This is a genomic window from Nisaea acidiphila (assembly GCF_024662015.1).
GTDB lineage: Bacteria > Pseudomonadota > Alphaproteobacteria > Thalassobaculales > Thalassobaculaceae > Nisaea > Nisaea acidiphila.
In genome coordinates, this window is sequence record NZ_CP102480.1 from 4175437 (window position 1) to 4192555 (window position 17119).

The 17119-nt window shown below is 64.4% G+C and carries 19 protein-coding genes; 8 read left to right on the forward strand and 11 right to left on the reverse strand.

The annotated features are described in order from the left end of the window. Positions 1–6: 6 nt before the first annotated feature. Entirely contained in the window at positions 7–231 is a 225-nt protein-coding gene (locus NUH88_RS19485; RefSeq protein ID WP_257768320.1) for a hypothetical protein, read from the forward strand. 66 nt (positions 232–297) lie between these two features. After that, positions 298–750: an acyl-CoA thioesterase gene (locus NUH88_RS19490; RefSeq protein ID WP_257768321.1), complete on the forward strand. Its 453-nt coding sequence runs from the start codon at positions 298–300 to the stop codon at positions 748–750. Positions 751–775: 25 nt separating this feature from the next. Here NUH88_RS19490 and NUH88_RS19495 read toward each other — a convergent pair whose 3' ends face one another. After that, on the reverse strand, positions 776–1720 hold the full coding sequence (locus NUH88_RS19495; RefSeq protein WP_257768322.1) for a 2-hydroxyacid dehydrogenase: 945 nt from the start codon (positions 1718–1720) through the stop codon (positions 776–778). Between the two features lie 38 nt (positions 1721–1758). Beyond that, positions 1759–2313: a DUF924 family protein gene (locus NUH88_RS19500; RefSeq protein ID WP_257768323.1), complete on the reverse strand. Its 555-nt coding sequence runs from the start codon at positions 2311–2313 to the stop codon at positions 1759–1761. Positions 2314–2409: 96 nt separating this feature from the next. Here NUH88_RS19500 and NUH88_RS19505 point away from each other — a divergent pair, with 96 nt between their 5' ends. The 3 genes from NUH88_RS19505 (at position 2410) to NUH88_RS19515 (ending at position 4390) form a co-directional block, all read left to right on the forward strand. Further along, complete coding sequence (locus NUH88_RS19505; protein WP_257768324.1) at positions 2410–3027, forward strand: hypothetical protein; 618 nt, start codon at positions 2410–2412, stop codon at positions 3025–3027. 138 nt (positions 3028–3165) lie between these two features. Continuing rightward, positions 3166–3750, forward strand: a complete 585-nt coding sequence (locus NUH88_RS19510; protein WP_257768326.1) for a hypothetical protein — start codon at positions 3166–3168, stop codon at positions 3748–3750. A 76-nt stretch (positions 3751–3826) separates the two neighbouring features. Next, positions 3827–4390, forward strand: a complete 564-nt coding sequence (locus NUH88_RS19515) for a hypothetical protein (protein WP_257768328.1) — start codon at positions 3827–3829, stop codon at positions 4388–4390. Here NUH88_RS19515 and NUH88_RS19520 read toward each other — a convergent pair. The 5 genes from NUH88_RS19520 to NUH88_RS19540 form a co-directional block, all read right to left on the reverse strand. Further along, positions 4387–4644 (reverse strand): hypothetical protein, encoded by a 258-nt coding sequence (locus NUH88_RS19520; protein WP_257768329.1) that lies wholly within the window; start codon positions 4642–4644, stop codon positions 4387–4389. The two genes, NUH88_RS19515 and NUH88_RS19520, sit on opposite strands and share 4 nt — an antisense overlap. 17 nt (positions 4645–4661) lie before the next feature. Continuing rightward, a complete protein-coding gene (locus tag NUH88_RS19525) occupies positions 4662–6452 on the reverse strand; it encodes an acyl-CoA dehydrogenase (protein WP_257768331.1) in 1791 nt (596 codons plus the stop codon). A 172-nt stretch (positions 6453–6624) separates the two neighbouring features. After that, complete coding sequence (locus tag NUH88_RS19530; protein ID WP_257768333.1) at positions 6625–7113, reverse strand: Hsp20/alpha crystallin family protein; 489 nt, start codon at positions 7111–7113, stop codon at positions 6625–6627. 102 nt (positions 7114–7215) lie between these two features. Then, positions 7216–8682 (reverse strand): FAD-binding oxidoreductase, encoded by a 1467-nt coding sequence (locus NUH88_RS19535; RefSeq protein WP_257768335.1) that lies wholly within the window; start codon positions 8680–8682, stop codon positions 7216–7218. A gap of 92 nt (positions 8683–8774) precedes the next feature. Then, on the reverse strand, positions 8775–9728 hold the full coding sequence (locus NUH88_RS19540) for an L-threonylcarbamoyladenylate synthase (protein ID WP_257768336.1): 954 nt from the start codon (positions 9726–9728) through the stop codon (positions 8775–8777). Positions 9729–9849: 121 nt separating this feature from the next. On the opposite strand from NUH88_RS19540, the gene parA reads away from it, so the two are divergent. Next, a complete protein-coding gene (gene parA / locus NUH88_RS19545) occupies positions 9850–10500 on the forward strand; it encodes a ParA family partition ATPase (protein WP_257768337.1) in 651 nt (216 codons plus the stop codon). Between the two features lie 11 nt (positions 10501–10511). On the opposite strand, the gene cysQ is transcribed toward parA, so the two are convergent. Continuing rightward, the gene (gene cysQ, locus NUH88_RS19550; protein ID WP_257768338.1) at positions 10512–11285 is read right to left on the reverse strand and encodes a 3'(2'),5'-bisphosphate nucleotidase CysQ; all 774 of its coding nucleotides are present in this window, start codon (positions 11283–11285) and stop codon (positions 10512–10514) included. Between the two features lie 100 nt (positions 11286–11385). On the opposite strand from cysQ, the gene NUH88_RS19555 reads away from it, so the two are divergent. After that, a complete protein-coding gene (locus NUH88_RS19555) occupies positions 11386–12099 on the forward strand; it encodes an SOS response-associated peptidase (protein ID WP_257768339.1) in 714 nt (237 codons plus the stop codon). 21 nt (positions 12100–12120) lie between these two features. On the opposite strand, the gene NUH88_RS19560 is transcribed toward NUH88_RS19555, so the two are convergent. The 3 genes from NUH88_RS19560 to NUH88_RS19570 all read right to left on the reverse strand — a co-directional run bounded on the left by NUH88_RS19560 (position 12121) and on the right by NUH88_RS19570 (position 16534). Next, positions 12121–13167 (reverse strand): hypothetical protein, encoded by a 1047-nt coding sequence (locus tag NUH88_RS19560; protein ID WP_257768340.1) that lies wholly within the window; start codon positions 13165–13167, stop codon positions 12121–12123. A 21-nt stretch (positions 13168–13188) separates the two neighbouring features. After that, positions 13189–15675, reverse strand: a complete 2487-nt coding sequence (locus tag NUH88_RS19565) for a sensor domain-containing protein (protein ID WP_257768341.1) — start codon at positions 15673–15675, stop codon at positions 13189–13191. Between the two features lie 184 nt (positions 15676–15859). Beyond that, entirely contained in the window at positions 15860–16534 is a 675-nt protein-coding gene (locus NUH88_RS19570; protein WP_257768342.1) for a DNA-3-methyladenine glycosylase family protein, read from the reverse strand. A gap of 74 nt (positions 16535–16608) precedes the next feature. On the opposite strand from NUH88_RS19570, the gene NUH88_RS19575 reads away from it, so the two are divergent. Next, positions 16609–17043, forward strand: coding sequence for a secondary thiamine-phosphate synthase enzyme YjbQ (locus NUH88_RS19575; RefSeq protein ID WP_257768343.1), 435 nt, complete (start codon positions 16609–16611; stop codon positions 17041–17043). Positions 17044–17119 lie beyond the last annotated feature (76 nt).

Sequence of the window (17119 nt, forward strand, 5' to 3'; positions counted from 1 at the left end):
AACGAGATGGCTTCCATTTTCCTCGGAAAAGCCTGGCACTGGCTGCTTTTCGTCGTGGTTGCGGCGGTGTTCTGGGCCACCGGCATCTATCACCTGCATGTCAGCGCCTTCAATATCTTCATCGCGATCACCGGAGGGCTCTCGCTGCTGCTGGTCTTTGCCGTGCTCCTCGACTACCGTCCGGGCGACCATGTCACCCGGGAGCCGCTGCCGGATCCGGATGACGACTGACAGAACTGGCGTATGCCGCATTTACGGGCCGCGCCTTGCGCGGCCCTTTGCGTATTCGAGGATGGAATGACCGAGACAGCGACTTTCGACGAGCGGGATGCCGCCAGCTACCACTATTGGATCGAGGAGAATATCCGCTTCGCCGATCTCGATCCCGTCGGCCACGTGAACAACAACGCGATCGGCGTCTACCTCGAGACTGCGCGGGTGACGCTTTTTGCCGATGCTGCGGGCGAGATGTATGGCGGCGAGCACAGGGGGCATACCTGGGTCGTGGCCCGCATGGAGGTCGATTACCTGAAGGAAATGCACTTTCCCGGAAAGGTCCGGGTCGGCACGCGGATCGAGAAGCTCGGCAACAGCTCCATCGTCATGCGGCAGGCGATCTTCAACGGTGAGACCCTGACCGGTCTCGCGCGCGTCGTCGGCGTCTGTTTCAACATGAGCGAGCGAGGCTCGATGCCGATCCCGGCACCGGTCAGGGACGGTCTGGTCCGGCTGGCGGGACCGGTCGGCTAGCGTGCCTCCGGACCCGCGCGGGAGCTCAGTTCACCGGGGTGATTAGCGGCTCGCCTGCGAAGTAGGCCTTGATGTTGTCGTAGACCAGCATGCCCATTGCCATCCGCGTGTCGTGGCTGGCGCTGGCGATATGCGGGGTCAGCACGACATTCTCGGTCATCGTGAACAGCACTTCCGGCACGTTCGGTTCGTCCGGATAGACGTCCAGGGCCGCAGCGCCGAGGCGTTTGTCCTTCAGGCAGGCGATCAGGGCGTCCATATCGACCACGGAACCCCGCGCCACATTCACCAGAAGTCCATCCGGACCGAGCGCTTCCAGCACCACCTCGTTCACGAGATTGTTCGTGGCCGCCCCGCCTGGCGTGATGACGACCAAGATCTCGACGTCCCGGGCCATTTCGACCAGGTCCGGGTAGTAGCGGTACGGCACGTCCGGTTTCATGGAGCGGTTGTGGTAGGAGATCTCCATCTTGAATCCGGCGCAGCGCGCGGCGATTTCCTCACCGATGCGGCCGAGCCCGACGATCCCGACCTTGGAATGGTGCACCTTGTTGACGAAGGGATAGAGCTTCTTCACGGGCCACTGGCCGGCGCGCACGAAACGGTCAGCATCGACGATATGGCGGCGCGCGGAAATGAGCAGGCCGAGCGCGAGATCGGCGACGCAATCGTTCAGCACGTCCGGCGTGTTGGTGACCTTCACGCCGCGCCGGTTCGCGTCCTCGATGTCGATGGCATCGTAGCCGACGCCGAAATTGGCGATCAGCTTGGCGTTCGGCACCCTGTCCAGGAGAGGCGGGTCGGCCTTCATGAAAGTGGCGAAAGCGACGCATTTCTCGCCCACCTCGGCGAGCATCTTTTCGGGATCCGGCGCCTTGTAGAGGTGATGTGTTGTGGCGATCTCGTCCAGCCGGTCCATGGCGGGCTTGTAGTAGGGGGCGGGGATCAGGACATGGGGTTTCTCGGCCACGGGCTCGCTCCTCTCGATCTTTTATGGTTCCCGGATGCTCAGAACGAGGAGCCCGGTTCTTTCAGGAAGGCCAGCTCCTCGTCGGTGCTTTGCCGGCCAAGTGCTTCGTTCCGGTGCGGAAAGCGTCCGAAACGCTGGATAATATCGCGGTGGCGGATCGCGTAATCTGTCTTCTCCGCGTCACCCAATGCCTCGAACAGCGCAACGCAACGGCTCTGATCGGCGAGATCCTCGCTGTGTTCGAGCGGCAGGTAGAGGAAGGTTTTCCGCCGGGAGTCGAGTGCCGCGTCAAACCCGGCCTCGAGCGCGCGCTTGCATGCCGTGCGTGCCTTCCCGTCGGCGGCGAAAGCCTTGCCCGAACCCCGGAAGATGTTCCGGGTGAACTGGTCGAGCAGCAGCAGATAGGCGAGGGTGCCGTCGGCGCTTTCGCACCAGTGGTCCAGTTCCCCCGCCATCGCGGCGTCTACCTGTGCGCCGAAGCGCTCCCGGATCGCGGCATCGAAATCGGAGTCCTTGCCGAACCATTGTTTTTCCGAGCATTCCTCGAACCAGAAAGACAATATCCGCTCGATGTCCTGCATCTGACGACCCATGTTCCAATTTGCGCGCTCGAACGATATACCTCCATCGCAGGTGCCGTAAACGCGGGTGGCCCGTCGGCCATTCCGGCATGCGGAAGAGGAGACAAGATGTTCCGGTCCCTGAAGCGGATGATTGCCCTGTCGGCCCTGATGCTGTCGGTCGCGGCCTGCGGAACATCGGTGACCCAGGCGCCGACCGGCGTCTCCGGACAGTCCAAGGCGCGTGTGCTGGCCTTTGCCGGAAAGCAGGGACCCATCCTGTTGCAGGTTTCCGGGGAGCCGTTCCGCGAAGGCAAGGCAGAGACCGCCGCCCTGTCGGCCCGAATTCTCTCTCCCTTGTATCCGGAAGTGCCGCAGGGATTCACCGTCAATCCGCAGCAGGCAGGGGCGCCGCAGTTCCGTTTCCGCCTGGCCTTCGATCCGATCGCCTCGACCAGCCCGGGCCGCGTCTGTTCGGCGGGAACTTCCAACCCGCTGAGTTATGACAGGCGGCCGTCACGTCAGGCGCTATTCATGGTGTTCTGCCGCGCAGACGTGCCGATCGCGGCAGTGAAGGCGCTCTCGGACCGGATGAACACGCTGCAGGATCCGAAGTTCCGCGACCTCCTGATGCAGAGCGCGCGGCAGATGTTCGCGGCCGATCCGAACGATACCGGAAGTCTCGGCATTCTTGAATTCGACCCGAAGCCACGGATCAAGCTGAACCCGTTGGAAGGGATCTTCTAAGGCCTTCCGTAAAAGGCCCCGCCAATCACGCTATGCGCGATGTGGTGTCTGCCACTTTGCCGCAATTGATGCATCCTGCGTGCGTTCCCATATCTTGCGGACAAGCGGCCGATGCCGCGTCGCAACGGGAGAGATTCGGTGCGCAAGAACATGAAAATCGGGGCTTTTGCCTTCGGAACCCTGGTATCGGCAGGTTTGCTTTCCGGCTGCGTCATCACCCAGCCTGGGTTCTCCCAGCTCGACAATGAGGGCAAGCGCGAGCATCTGGGCTACGCGGCCGCCGAGACGCCGGTCTATCTGAAGACCGCAAACTGGTCGTTCGCCGAAGGTGAGGCGGCTGCTTCCGAGGCGGCGGCGCGCTACGCGTCAGGCTCGATCTTCGGATCGACCGCGGAATTTACCTCCGATCCTGCGAAGGCGAAGCGGCCGAACTATTATGTTGTGCTCGCAATAAACCTTCCGCGGTCGTCGTTGACGACCATCCTCTGCAGCGATGGTCCCGTGCCGACCGATGCGGATGCTCAGGCGAACAATCTTCGGATCACCGCGGCGTTCTGTTCCGGCGGACAGACCCTCAGCTCTTCGACCGCCAGCGGTCCGGCGCCGGCAGGCGTCGGCGACGAGGCGTTCCGCAAGCTTGTCCGCGGCGCAATGCAGGAGTTGTTCCCCATAGAAAAGGAACGCGACAGCGACCGGACCCGCGGGATCATCATCTCAGGCTGAGCGGGCACGCTTGATCTTGCCCGCTGAGGGCCAATCTCTATTTTGTTGGTTAACAGCTTCCTGCGGAGGCGTTGCGATGAAATCTGCCTTGAGTGGACTTCCGGCGGCAGGCGCCCGAATCGGTACCTGCGCCGCGATCATGCTGTCCCTTGCCGCCTGTGTGACCGTCATTCGCGGTGACGGAAACACCGAGGGTTCCGCCAAGCGGGAGATGCTGCAATACGCGGCGAGTCGCGGGCCGGTCTATCTGGAGATGAAGGGCGATACTCCGGAGCTTCCCGAGGTTCATCGGCGCATGGCGGCGGCTGCGAGCGGCGCCCTACAGGATATGGATCTGGTCTTTACGGCGGACCGCGGGCAAGCCGGAATACCTGACTATCGCTTCGTGCTGGCCTTCAATCCGGCTGCCCGCGTAACGGAGCGGGACCTGTGCGAGGGCGGACCCGCCTGGGTCCGGCGCAGCGAAGGAGAGACCCGGCTGATCACCAGTTTCTGCGCGGGTGAAAGCCTGATCGCGAGTTCCATTACGACCGCGCCGCAGGTGAGCGGTCCGGACGATCCGGTGCTGGGTGAGATGATCCGCGCCGGGGTTGCGGAAACCATCCGGGGACGCGCCACGCTGGGCGGTCCGCGGCCCTAGTCGCCGCTGTTCAGAACGTCGTCCAGCCAGGCAATGTTGCGCTTTGCGGCGTCGAGCATTTCCTCACGGCCGGTGAAGGAGATCCCGCCCGTGCCGCCGACCGCATACCAGCCGCGACTGTCGTCCGGGTCGCGGCGGTATTCCTCGAAGCCGAACGAGCCGTCGGCATGTTGCAGCAGGTCGACGCAGCGCCGCCCGTCCGGCGTCTCATGCGAAACAAAGACGAGGGGCTTATCGCCCGTGCCTCGAGGCATGGCGGTAACCTGTCCGCTCAGAACCGGTCGAGCGCCATTGCCATCACCGCATCGCCGGCTTCCGTCATCTGCGTGACGAGGGACGGTGCCTGGCTCAGGTGATAGTCGGCGAAGAAACGCGCGGTGGTCAGCTTGGCGTCGAGGAAACCCGCATCGCCGTTCGCGTTCGGCTTCTGCGCTGCCCCGGCAGCGACGCCGCGGGCGAGCAGCCAGCCGGCGCAGAGCAGCCCCATCAGGTTCTGGAACGGCACGCCGGCGGAGGCCGCGGTGGCGGCGTCCTTCGGGAAGGTCGCGACCAGCCAGGAAACCCCGTCCTCGGCGGCGGCCAGGGCCGAATCAAGATGTTTCACCAGCGCCCGGGCGGCGAGTTCGTCGCTGTCGCGCAGCGGCTCGAGGTCGGCGCGGATGTCGGCGAAGAGTTCACGTGCCGCCTCGCCGCCGTCGCGGGCGACCTTGCGGCCGATCAGGTCCATCGCCTGCACGCCGTTGGTGCCCTCGTAGATCGTGGTGATCCTTGCGTCGCGGTAATGCTGGGCGGCGCCGGTCTCCTCGATAAAGCCCATCCCGCCATGCACCTGGATATTGCAGGAGGTGACGGCGAGCGCGGTGTCGGTACACCAGGATTTCACCACCGGGATGAGCAGGTCGACGCGGCGTTGCGCCTTGGCGGCGGCGTCCGGATCGCTTTCCCTGTTCGCCCGGTCGATCTCGGCGGCGGTGTAATAGCAGAGTGCCCGCATGCCCTCGACCTGGCTCTTCATGCCGAGCAGCATGCGACGGACGTCCGGGTGATGGATGATCGGCACCGGCCCGTCGGCGCCCTGCACCGGCCGGCTCTGAACCCGCTCGCGGGCGAAGGCGGCGGCCTGCTGGTAGGCCCGGTCGGCGATCGCGAGGCCCTGCAGGCCGACGCCGAGGCGGGCGTTGTTCATCATCACGAACATATATTCGATGCCGCGGTTTTCCTCGCCGACGAGATAGGCGACCGCGCCCTCGTTGTCGCCGTAGGACATGACGCAGGTCGGCGAGGCGTGGATGCCGAGCTTGTGCTCGAGCGAGACCGGGCGGACGTCGTTGCGCGCGCCGAGCGAGCCGTCGTCGTTGACGAGATATTTCGGCACGATGAAGAGCGACAGCCCTTTGCTGCCCGGCGGTCCGTCGGGTGAGCGGGCGAGCACCATGTGCACGATATTCTCGGTCATATCGTGGTCGCCCCAGGTGATGAAGATCTTCTGGCCCTTCAGCCGGTAATGATCCCCGTGCCGCTCCGAGCGTGTGCGGATTGCGCCGAGATCGGTGCCCGACTGGGGCTCGGTCAGGTTCATCGTCCCGGTCCATTCGCCGGAGACCAGCTTGGGCAGGTATTTCGCCTTCTGCTCCTCGCTCGCATGCTTGCTCAGAGCCTCGATGCCGGCTTGCGTCAGCAGCGGGCAGAGCGCAAAGGCGAGGTTTGAGGCGTTCCACATCTCCCAGACCGCCGTGGTCAGCGTCATCGGCAGGTTCTGGCCGCCCAGCTCCTCCTCGAACGGCATCGCGTTCCAGCCGCCTTGCCAGAACTGCCCGTAAGCCTCCGAATAGCCGGGCGCCGGGCGCACCACGCCATTCTCCAGTTTCGCCTGCTCCCTGTCGCCGACCGGGTTCAGCGGCGCCAGCACGTCGCGGGCGAGCTTGCCGGCCTCTTCCAGCACATGCTCCATGATCTCGTCGTCGGAGCCGCTGAAGCCGGGCAGGGCCGCGATCCTGTCGAAGCCGACAATGTCGCGCAGCGCGAAACGCATATCCTCGAGGGGGGCGGAATAAACGGTCATCGGTTTCCTCTCGGCTGGCCGTCCGGGTTTCATTTTTCGGACAGCTTAGTTATCCGCCGCAGTCTAGTCGGAGACGCGCGCGTTGCAATTCAAATAGAGGGTTTCTGGCGGGGGAAAAGCGGAAGGCCGGCCCGGCCCTTTGGGAGGACCGGGCGGAGTCCGGAAACGGCGCTCACGCGCCGATCTTGATCTTGCGTTCCTGGTGCTTGCCGTCCTTGCTCTTCGGCATGGTGACGGTCAGGACACCTTTCTCGAAGGCGGCCTTGATCTTCGCCTCGTCGACATTGTCCGGCAGGCGGAAGGAGCGGTGGAAGGAGCCGTAGCGCCGTTCCGTCAGGTGATAATTCTCCTTCTCGTCTTTCTTCTCTTCCGTTTTCTCGCCCTTGATGGTGATCGACCCGTTGCTGATGGACAGGTCTACATCCTCTTCGCCCATGCCGGGGAGTTCGGTCGTGAGCGTGTATTCCGTCTCGCCTTCCTTCAGGTCGGCGCTCGGCATCACCAGGCCGTTGCCGGCGCCCGTGAACGGCAGCGGCATCGAGAAGGCGGGGTTCTGCAGGAAATTATGGAACATGCGGTCCATCTCCGCCCGGAAGGCGGTGAAGGGATCGGCATAGGTCCGGGCGGGTTCGGTGGTCTTTTTCTCAGCGACGTTGCTCATCTGCTTCCTCCATCGAGCACGGTGTCAGAACACACTGCGCGCTGAATGTAGGCAGTCACCGCAAGATATGCATTGAGCTGGGTCAAGAAGTCGCGGCGAGGGTCAGATCACCTTACCCGGATTCATGATCCCCTTCGGATCGATTGCTGCCTTCAGGGTGCGCATCAGGTCGAGGGCGACCGGGTCCTTGTAGTGGGCCAGTTCCTCGCGCTTCAGGCGGCCGATGCCGTGTTCGGCGCTGATCGAGCCGCCGAAGGAGACGACCACGTCGTGCACGGCGCGGTTATAGGCGTCCCAGTTGCCGACGAAGGCCTTGGTGTCGCCGCCTTCCGGTTCCTGCACGTTGTAGTGCAGGTTGCCGTCGCCCATATGGCCGAACGCGACAATGCGGGCTTCCGGGTCCACCTTGTGAACGGCCTCGGCGGCGGCGGCATAGAAGGTCGGCACGCTGGCGACCGGGACCGAGACGTCGTGCTTGATCGAGGCACCTTCGATCTTCTGGGATTCGGACGCATTCTCGCGCAGCTTCCAGAGTTCCTGGCGCTGGTGCTCGTTCTGGGCAAGCGCCGCGTCCAGGATCAGGCCGTCTTCCATCGCCTGGCCGAGGATGCCCTCGAAGCGCTCCTCGATGCCGTCGTCGTTGTCCCGAGTCGTGACCAGCTCGATCAGCGTGTACATGTCGTAGCGGGTCTCGAGCGGGTCCTCGCAGTCGGGCATGTGCTTCAGCACGAGGTCGATCACCAGGCGCGGGATCAGCTCGAAGGTCTCGACGCTGTCGCCGCTCTCGGCGCGCGCTCGCTGCAGCAGCTCAAGCGCCGCGTCGACGTCACGAATGGCGCAGAAGGCGGTGCGGATGTCGCGCGGCTTCGGGAAGAGTTTCAGGACCGTAGCGGTGATCACGCCGAGCGTGCCTTCCGAGCCGATGAAGAGATGCTTCAGGTCGTAGCCGGTATTGTCCTTGCGCAGGCTGCCGAGCCCGTTCCAGATCCGCCCGTCCGGCAGCACCACCTCGATACCGAGCGTCAGCTCGCGGGCATTGCCGTAGCGCAGCACGTTGGTGCCGCCGGCATTGGTGCCGAGATTGCCGCCGATCATGCAGCTTCCCTCGGCGGCGAGGCTGAGCGGGAAGTAGCGGTCGGCCTTGGCGGCTTCCTCCTGCAAGGTCTGCAGCACGCAGCCCGCCTCGACCGTCATCGTGAAGTTCAGCGGATCGATCGAGCGCACTTTGTTCATCCGGGAAAGCGAGAGGACGATCTCGTTGCCCTCCTCGAACGGAACCGAGCCGCCGCAGAGGCTGGTATTGCCGCCCTGCGGCACGACCGGGATGCCGGCCTCGTTGCAGAGCTTGAGGACGCCGGAGACCTCCTCGGTCGTCGCCGGCTTGGCGACGAGCTGGGCGCGGCCGTGATAGATGCCGCGATCCTCGATAAGGTTGCCTTCCATGTCGGCGGGATTGTCGATCCAGCCTTTCGGCCCGAGCAGTTCCTTCATCCGCGCGATGGCGTCGGACTCTTCGGGACTTGGAACATAGGGCGCATCGGAAAGGGCCGTCGTGCGCGGGGCGGACATGGGCTCGGTCTCCAGATCGACATACTCAATTGGCGAGGCGGCAATATTAGTGTCCGGCGCGGGAACGGCAACCCGCGCAGGCGCGAAGGCACCTATGCGCGGGGCGCAGCGGCGCGGCGCAGGCGGTCGTTGATGGCGATACCGAGGCCTTTCTCCGGGATCGGGGCGACGGCGATGCCCTTCGCGCCGGGCCGGTCGAGGGCGCGCAGCAGGGCGAACAGGAGGGATGCGGCCTCGGTCAGGTCGCCGCTTTTGCTGAGTGTTTCCGAGCCCTCCGGGCCGGTCACCTCGCCGAAGCCGAGGAAGATCTCGCCCGTTTCCGGCGCCGTCGCCTCAAGCCGGACGGGCAGGGCGGGAGCGTAGTGGCTTTCCAGCATGCCCGGCGCGGCGATCTTCGCGCCGTGACCGGCCATCGCGACGGGTCCGGCCAGCGGCGCAAGCATCTCGGCGGTGACGGCGCCCGGACGGAGGATCGTCGGTGTCCCGCCGGAGAGGTCCAGCACGGTCGATTCGAGACCGACGCTGCACGGACCGCCATTGAGAATGATTGAAACCTGGCCTTCCAAGCCGGCCAGAACATGTTCGGCAGTGGTCGGGCTGACGCGGCCCGAGGGGTTGGCGCTGGGAGCCGCGACCGGGCGCCCGGCGGCGCGCAGCAACTTCGCCGCGAGCGGGTGCGCGGGGACCCTGAGCGCGATGGTATCGAGGCCGGCGCTGGCGAGCAGGGAGATGGGGCAGCCCGCGCGCCGCGGCACCACAAGGGTCATCGGGCCCGGCCAGAAAGCCTTGGCGATATTGCGGGAGCGCTCGTCGAAGTCTCCGAGTTCAAAGGCGGATTCCGGATCCGGCAGATGAGAGATCAGCGGATTGAAGCTCGGCCTCTGCTTCGCTTCGAAGATCTTCGCGACGGCCCGGTCGTCGGTCGCGTCACCGCCGAGCCCGTAGACGGTCTCCGTCGGAAAGGCGACGAGCTCGCCGGCCACGAGCGCGTCGGCGGCTTCGCGGATGGCATCGTCGGAGGGCGGCAATGTCCGGGTCTCTGTCATGGCTGCCGCTTATCGGCTTTTCTGCTGTCCGGGGTCAAGCCGCTGAGGTTTGTTGCGGCGCACAAGAATGGTGGTAACCTGAAGCTCCGATTGCAGCCGTGATGCAGCCTGGAGCCACGCCATGACGGGAACCATCATCACCATCGCGCAGCAGAAGGGCGGGGCCGGAAAGACCACGCTGGCGGCCCAGCTCGCGGTCGCGCTCGCCCATTCCGGCAAATCGGTCGCGGCCATCGATATCGACCCGCAGATAAGCCTCGCGACCTGGTTTGGCATGCGCAATTCCTTGAACGGCGCGATCGGCTACAAGGGCAAGGGCGCGCTGGAAATCGTGCAGATCACCGGCTGGCGTGCGGCCTCGGAAATCGAAAAGCAGGCGAAGCTGCACGATGTGGTGATCGTAGATTCCCCGCCTCACGCGGAGACGGAAGCCAAGATCGCCATCCGCAATGCGCATCTGGTGCTGATCCCGGTACAGCCGAGCCCTATGGATGTCTGGGCGACGAAGCCGACGCTGGAAATTGCCGCGGCGGAGAAAACGCCGGTCCTGCTGGTGCTGAATCGTGTGCCGCCGCGCGCCAAGCTGACCGAGCGGATGAGCGCGGCGCTCAAGGAACTGAAGGTCCCGCTCGCAAAAGCCACGATCGGCAACCGCGTGGCGCTCGCCAGCAGCATGGCCGACGGCCTTGGTGTGGTCGAGGCGGCAAAGCGCAGCGTCGCGGCGCAGGAGATCGCGGCGCTGGCGAAGGCTGCACTGAAGGCGGCTGGCTAGGAAGGCAGCTCTTACACTCCCGGGCCTTTGGCGACGAACATGCCGTTGAGGAAGCGTTCGTCCGCCTTGCCGTAGCGGAAGGGTGTTCCGTCGAAGGCGGTCATGCTGCCGCCGGCCGCAAGCAGCACGGCCTGACCGGCGGCAGTGTCCCATTCGCAGGTCGGGCCCACGCGCGGATAGAGATCGGCTTCGCCGCGGGCGACGAGACAGAATTTCAAGGCGGAGCCGCGGGAGATTTCCTCGGCCGGTTTCAGTTCCGCGAGATATTCTTCCAGTTCCGGCGAGCGGTGCGAGCGGCTGGCGACCACGGTCAGCCTGTCCGGGTCGGCCTGGCGCGCGGCGATCGTCGTCCGCTTGCCGTCGGCATCCTCATCGAACGCGCCTTCGCCAACGATACCGGCGGAGGCAAGCCCCGTCACCGGCGTCAGAACAACACCGAGCACCGGCTCGAACTTTTCCAGCAGCGCGATGTTTACGGTGAAATCGCCGTTGCGCTTGATGAACTCCTTGGTCCCGTCCAGCGGGTCGACGAGCCAGTAGGTGCCGCCGGAAATGTCGGGATTCGAGCCGGCGGCAAAGCCCTCCTCGGAGATGACGGGGATGTCCGGTGTCAATTTCTTGAGCCCGGCGACGATATGGGCGTCCGCCGCCCGGTCGGCCGCGGTCACGGGCGAGCCGTCGGACTTGTCGTCGACCGCGATTTCTCCGTCATAGTATTTGAGGATGATTGTCGAGGCCTCGCGCGCAATCTGGATGATCTCGTTCAGAAGCGACTGTTTATCCATGACCGGTCCGGGAGAGTGTTTGTGATGTGCCCGGCGGGATCGTAGGCTCGCTGCACGGGCAGAGTCCCTGAATACTTTATACGGACGGATTTGAACAGGCATGTGCGGACGCTACAGCATCACCAGCGCGCCGGAGGCGATCCGGCGGCTCTTCGCGGTCAGCGACATGATCAACCTGGAGCCGCGCTACAACATGGCGCCGATGCAGAGCGCGCCGGTGATCCGGGAACGGGAGGGCGCGCGTCACATGGACATGTTGCGCTGGGGGCTGGTGCCTGGCTGGGCGCAAGACGAGAGCCGCGCCGCCTCGATGATCAACGCGCGTTCGGAAACCGTCGCGGAGAAGCCCGCTTTTCGGGACGCCTACCGGATGCGGCGCTGCCTGGTGCCGGCGGACGGCTTTTACGAATGGCGCAAGCTCGGGCGCGACAAGCAGCCCTATCGCGTGTCGCTGGACGGAGACCGGCCATTTGCTTTCGCCGGGCTCTGGGAGCGGTGGGAGAAAGGCGCCGAGCCGGTCGAGACTTTCACGGTTCTGACCACCGAGGCCGATCCGCGTATCGAGCATATCCATCACCGGATGCCGGTCATGCTGGCGGAAGATGCCGCGTTCGAGGCCTGGCTGGAGGGCGGCGAGGCGGATCGGCGTACGGTACTGAAACCTTATGACGGCGCCGATCTCGTCTTCACGCCGGTCTCGTCCCGCGTCGGCAATGTGCGAAACGACGATCCCGCGCTGCTGGAAGCGGTGGCCGAAGCGGAAGAGAAGGCGGAGCCGAAACCGGAACCGCCGCGTCAGGGTTCGCTTTTCTAGGAGCGCTTACTGTCTAAGCGCTTATTGCCGTGGGCAGCGGTTCAGGATCTGGATCGTGTTGCCGCTCGGCATGAAGCCCGCGGTTCCGGTCGAACCCGCCATCTGGATATCGTTCGGGCCGAGCTTCTGCAGGTGCTCGACCAGCGTCGGCGTCCGCCGGAGATAGAACTGGAAGTCGTCTTCCATGGTCTCGGTGATCTCGACGATCTCGGGCGAGGTCTTTCCTTCCCGTGTGACCGTGTAACCATCGTCGGTGAAGACCACGTAGTTCTCGGCACAATTGTCCGGAGACCAACGGCCGACCAGCGACGGCGCGATACCCTTATAGGTCACGACGTTGCCGGTGGTGAGCGGCATTACGGCAGGCGGCGCGTCCATCGGCGTCTCCATGCTCTCGTCGTGCGACATGGAGGCGTGCGGGAACATGCGCGCATAATCCCCTAGGCCAGCCTTGTCCGCGAGAGAGAGGATCGCCGGATGCTGCAGGTAGAGCAGGACCGCTGAGGCGACGCCGCCCGCAAGGAGCAATACCAGAAGCAGCAGGATCAGCGTTCTTATGGGCGAGGGGCGGCGCTTCTTCGGCATCGGTTTGCGGAAGACCGGGGGCAGTTCCTCGTAGGGATCCGGCTCGTCGGCGCCGCCGGTTCCCCCACTTGCCCACGGCAGCCCTTCGCGGGTTTCCGGTTCCGCTTCCTCGGGTTCGGGTTCGGGCTCCGGCTCGTAGTGCGGTTCCGCGATCTCGTCTTCGTGGGCATTGCCGGTGCCGAAACCGTCTATCGCGTCGTGGTCGAATCCCGGGCGGTTATCCTCGACATCCGCGGCGGCGATGCCGGGGAGATCCATGGAGCCCTGGTCGAGATAGAAGAGCTGCGCGTACTGCCACTCGCCGGAGGCGTCGTCGTGGTAGGCGCCGACGAGGCGGATCTCCGCGTCGCGATCGTTCGCGATCTCGCGGGCGAGGCCGGATTTCAGTACCGAATAGGCGCGGGCCTGCTCGACGGTCTCCCAATGTCCTCCGCGGGCTGTAGCGGGGCGGGACTGGAGGAAGTAATGCGCGTATCGCTTCATGACGGCGTGATGATACCTAGGCTACCAGGACTTGTCTTCCGCTAGGAACGCGGCCACTTGGTCCGCGCCGATCGGTCTTGAGAACAGGAACCCCTGCGCATAGTGGCAATCGAGCGCCCGCAACTGCGCGAGCTGCTCCGAAGTTTCCACACCCTCCGCGATCACGTCCAGACGCAGATTTTGTCCCAGCATTGTGATCGTGCGGACGATTTCCAGGTTCTGATAATTGCTGGTCATATCCTGGATGAACGACTTGTCGATCTTCAGCGTGTCGATCGGGAAGGTATGGAGATAGGAAAGCGAGGAGTAGCCGGTCCCGAAATCGTCGACGCAGATCTTGATATCTGCGGCCTTCAGCCTGTCGAGCATCTCGGTGGAGCGGTCGACATCCTCCATCAGGGTGCTTTCGGTAATCTCGATCTTGAGCAGGTTCGCGGGCAGGCCGACGCCGTCGAGACAGTCGATAATGCCGGAGACGGCGTCCGGCCGGGCGAACTGGCGGCCGGAGAGATTGACGCTGATCTCCAGCTGCTCCGTCGCCGGGCGCGCCTTGTTCCATTCGGTAATCTGGGTTGCCGCGGTCCGCAGCGCCCACTGGCTCAGCGTGAAAATCGATCCGGTTTCCTCGGCGACCGGAATGAACTCGACCGGAGAGATCTCCCCGCGTTCGGCATGGTACCAGCGCATCAGCGCCTCGAAGCCGGCGAGCTTGCCGCTTCGCATGTCGATGATCGGCTGGTAGTGCAGCCGCATCTCGTCCCGCTCAAGGGCACGGCGAAGATCGGAATCGAGATCGAGCGGCGTAACGGGCCAGACCCGCATCTCGTCCTCGAAGGCGATGCTCTGCGCCTTGCCGCGTTCCTTCGCCTGATACATCGCAAGTTCCGCGTCGCGCAGAATATCCTCCGGCCTTTCGTAGCCTTGGTCGCAATGGGCGACCCCAAGCGAGGCGGAGACAAAGATCTCTTTTCCTCCCAGGCGGAATGGAGAGGCGAGAGACTGGTGCAGGCTCTCCGTGAGCATGGTTGCCTCGTCGGGAGATTCGATCTCCTCCAGCAGGATGGCGAACTCGTCGCCGCCAAGCCGTGCGACGGTGTCGCTTTCGCGCAGCGCATTCTCGAAGCGGCGGGCAGTGGCGACGATCAGGTCGTCGCCATGGACGTGGCCGAGACTTTCGTTGACGATCTTAAAGCGGTCGAGATCGAGGAAGGCGACGGCGAAGCGAGCGTCGGGTTCGCGCCGGATCCGGGCTAGCGCCTTACGCACCAGATCGAGGAACAGGGTTCGGTTCGGAAGGCCGGTCAGGGCATCGTGCAGGGCGTCGTGGACGAGCTGCTGCTCTGCCCGCTTGCGGCCCGTGATGTCGGTCTGGCTGCCGGCGATCCTATGCGCCGAGCCGTCCTCGCCGCGGACGGCGAGACCCCGGGTAAGCATCCAGAGATAGGTACCGTCGGAATGGCGCACCCGGAACTCGCACTCGAAATGCGGGACCGCGCCGGCGAGATGGGCGTCGATCTGGGTGGTGACCCGGGCCACGTCGTCCGGATGAATCCGGCTGAACCACTCGGCGGGGCTTTCGCCGATGTCGTCCTCGACGAGGCCGAGCATTTCGCGCCAGCGCGGGGAGAGGTAGATCTTCTCGCGGCGAAGGTCCCAGTCCCAGAGGCCGTCGTTCGAACCTGCGGCGGAAAGGGCATAACGCTCCTCGCTCTCCGCAAGGCCCAGCCGCGCGGTCTCGGCGAGGGTCACGTCCGTTACCGCCATGATCACGTCGCCGTTTTCCATGGGCGTGAAGGCGTATTCCAGTATCCGGCCCGATGCGAGTCTATGGCTGTCGATCATCGAGCGTTCCAGCCTGAGATAACCGATGATCTCCTGCAACAGGGCGTCACGGTCTTGCTCGATGAAGTCGCCGCGCGCCATCATGAAATCGACGAGCTCGGAGACAGGCGTGCCGACGCGCATCAGGTGTGCCGGGAAATCGAACAGCTCGACCAGCCGGGTGTTCCAGACGCGCAGGGTCAACCTGGCATCGAACACCGCGAGCGCCTGGTCGATGCTGTCCAGCGTTGCGCGCAGCAGCATTGTCTGATCCTGAGCGTGTCGACGCTGTTCCTTCTCTTCGGTGATATCGCGGTGAAATCCAAGCACGCCGCCGCGGGCGGTGTGAAACTCGGTTATCTCGATCCACCGGTCCCTGCGGTCGTGGATTAGGACGGCGCCGCCCGGTTCTTGGTGCCGTCGCAGCCGCCGCTGAAGCCATTTCTCCGCGTCCTCGTTCTCCGGGTCGGTCACCCAGCGGGAGTACACGGCGTCCTGCTTCAGAATTTCTTCCAGGGTTTTTCCGGCAATTCTGTCCGGGTCGAGCTCAGGGTAAAGTTGCAGCAACTGTTCGTTCCAGGAGGTCAGGCGGCCCCGCTGATCATAGTGGCAGAGTCCAACCTCAAGCTGCTCAAGCGCGCTGAGCAACTCGCTCGAATCATTTTGCAGATTTGCCGGAGTGGTCATTCCCGTGGCGTCACTTCGCTGCCCTGTCTGGCCCGTTCGGTAAGGCTTAGTCGGGCTCTCGTTTGTCAATCCGGCTCTCCGTCCCGCATTTCTGCTCGTTCGACTTGCCGTCGGATGCCGGTCTGGAGATGTACCGGACGGAACAGTATCGGCCACTGGTTTGAATTCGATTTCCCGAAAGATATCAGCGCGATGCACCGTCTGTCACGGGAAGAACGCCGTTCTCCGCCGAATTGTCTCCGAACTTGAGAAAGCGGTAATGCTGCCAGAGGAGCTGCGCCGCCGCACCGCGGTACGGCTGCCAATCCTCGGCAATCAGGCACGTCTGCCGCTCGTTCGGCCGTTCGGACAGGCATTTGATATCGCGCAGAGCCTCCTGGATGGCAAGATCGCCTCCCGGCCATGTATCGAGGCGGCCGAGGCAGAAAAGCAGATAGATATCCGCCGTCCAGTTCCCGATTCCCGGTACCGCGGTAAGCGCTGCGCGCACCGCCTCGTCGTCATCTCCAGCCAGCGCTTCCAGGTCGAGGCGGCCGGACAGCACATGTTCGGCGAGTGCCCGTGCGTAGCGCACTTTGGGGCGGCTGAAGCCGGCTTCCCGGAACACTTCGTCCGTGGCGGTCGCGACCGCACTCGGGTTCACCTCCAGGATCTGATTGAGGCGGGTCCAGATCGCGCTGGCGGAGGCGAGGGAGACCTGCTGCGCGGTCAAAATCCGGATCAACGCGGCGAAACCCGGCGCCTCGCGGCGCGATGGCGGCGGGCCGAGGCGTTCATAGACTGCACGCAGGTCCGGGTCCCGCGCCACGACCGTGGCAACGGCCTCGCCAAGGGCCCTGTCATGCTCCGTCCCGCTCATGTCCGCTTCCTGTTGTCCCTGCACCGGCGGGCGAGCATAGTTTGCCCGCCGAGGATTGGTAAGGGCGGGGCACCATGAATTCTGTCGTGAGCCGGCAGGCGCAGGAAATCCTCCCGGTCGGGAGCCGCGGAACCGGGTTTTATGACGTCACGCGCGAGGTCGCGCACTGGGTCGGCGGGACGGGGATTGGAACCGGCCTGCTGACGCTGTTCATCCGGCACACGTCGGCCTCGCTGACGATCCAGGAGAATGCCGACCCGGATGTCAGAGCCGATCTCGCCGACTATCTCGCCACTATCGCGCCGGAGGACCCGGGCCGATATCGCCACGGCATCGAGGGGCCGGACGACATGCCGGCCCATATCCGCACAATGTTGACGCAGACCTCGCTCACCATTCCGGTGGGCAATGGACGGCCGCTGCTCGGGACCTGGCAGGGGATCTACCTTATCGAGCACCGCCGGGCGCCGCATCGGCGCGAGATCGTCATGCATCTGCTCGGGGAATGAGCTGCTGCGAATTCCGTGCGGGGCCTTGACCTTCCAGTGACTGGAATCCTTATCTAGGAATTCGAAGGCCGATTTC

Bases quoted from the DNA above. Each gene is read 5' to 3' on its own strand.
- NUH88_RS19525 (WP_257768331.1), bottom strand. From the start codon at position 6,452: ATGACCGTTTATTCCGCCCCCCTCGAGGATATGCGTTTCGCGCTGCGC.
- NUH88_RS19540 (WP_257768336.1), bottom strand. From the start codon at position 9,728: ATGACAGAGACCCGGACATTGCCGCCCTCCGACGATGCCATCCGCGAA.
- NUH88_RS19535 (WP_257768335.1), bottom strand. From the start codon at position 8,682: ATGTCCGCCCCGCGCACGACGGCCCTTTCCGATGCGCCCTATGTTCCA.
- NUH88_RS19575 (WP_257768343.1), top strand. From the start codon at position 16,609: ATGAATTCTGTCGTGAGCCGGCAGGCGCAGGAAATCCTCCCGGTCGGG.
- NUH88_RS19485 (WP_257768320.1), top strand. From the start codon at position 7: ATGGCTTCCATTTTCCTCGGAAAAGCCTGGCACTGGCTGCTTTTCGTC.
- NUH88_RS19515 (WP_257768328.1), top strand. From the start codon at position 3,827: ATGAAATCTGCCTTGAGTGGACTTCCGGCGGCAGGCGCCCGAATCGGT.
- NUH88_RS19565 (WP_257768341.1), bottom strand. From the start codon at position 15,675: ATGACCACTCCGGCAAATCTGCAAAATGATTCGAGCGAGTTGCTCAGC.
- parA (WP_257768337.1), top strand. From the start codon at position 9,850: ATGACGGGAACCATCATCACCATCGCGCAGCAGAAGGGCGGGGCCGGA.
- NUH88_RS19500 (WP_257768323.1), bottom strand. From the start codon at position 2,313: ATGGGTCGTCAGATGCAGGACATCGAGCGGATATTGTCTTTCTGGTTC.
- NUH88_RS19505 (WP_257768324.1), top strand. From the start codon at position 2,410: ATGTTCCGGTCCCTGAAGCGGATGATTGCCCTGTCGGCCCTGATGCTG.
- cysQ (WP_257768338.1), bottom strand. From the start codon at position 11,285: ATGGATAAACAGTCGCTTCTGAACGAGATCATCCAGATTGCGCGCGAG.
- NUH88_RS19520 (WP_257768329.1), bottom strand. From the start codon at position 4,644: ATGCCTCGAGGCACGGGCGATAAGCCCCTCGTCTTTGTTTCGCATGAG.
- NUH88_RS19570 (WP_257768342.1), bottom strand. From the start codon at position 16,534: ATGAGCGGGACGGAGCATGACAGGGCCCTTGGCGAGGCCGTTGCCACG.
- NUH88_RS19530 (WP_257768333.1), bottom strand. From the start codon at position 7,113: ATGAGCAACGTCGCTGAGAAAAAGACCACCGAACCCGCCCGGACCTAT.
- NUH88_RS19560 (WP_257768340.1), bottom strand. From the start codon at position 13,167: ATGAAGCGATACGCGCATTACTTCCTCCAGTCCCGCCCCGCTACAGCC.
- NUH88_RS19490 (WP_257768321.1), top strand. From the start codon at position 298: ATGACCGAGACAGCGACTTTCGACGAGCGGGATGCCGCCAGCTACCAC.
- NUH88_RS19555 (WP_257768339.1), top strand. From the start codon at position 11,386: ATGTGCGGACGCTACAGCATCACCAGCGCGCCGGAGGCGATCCGGCGG.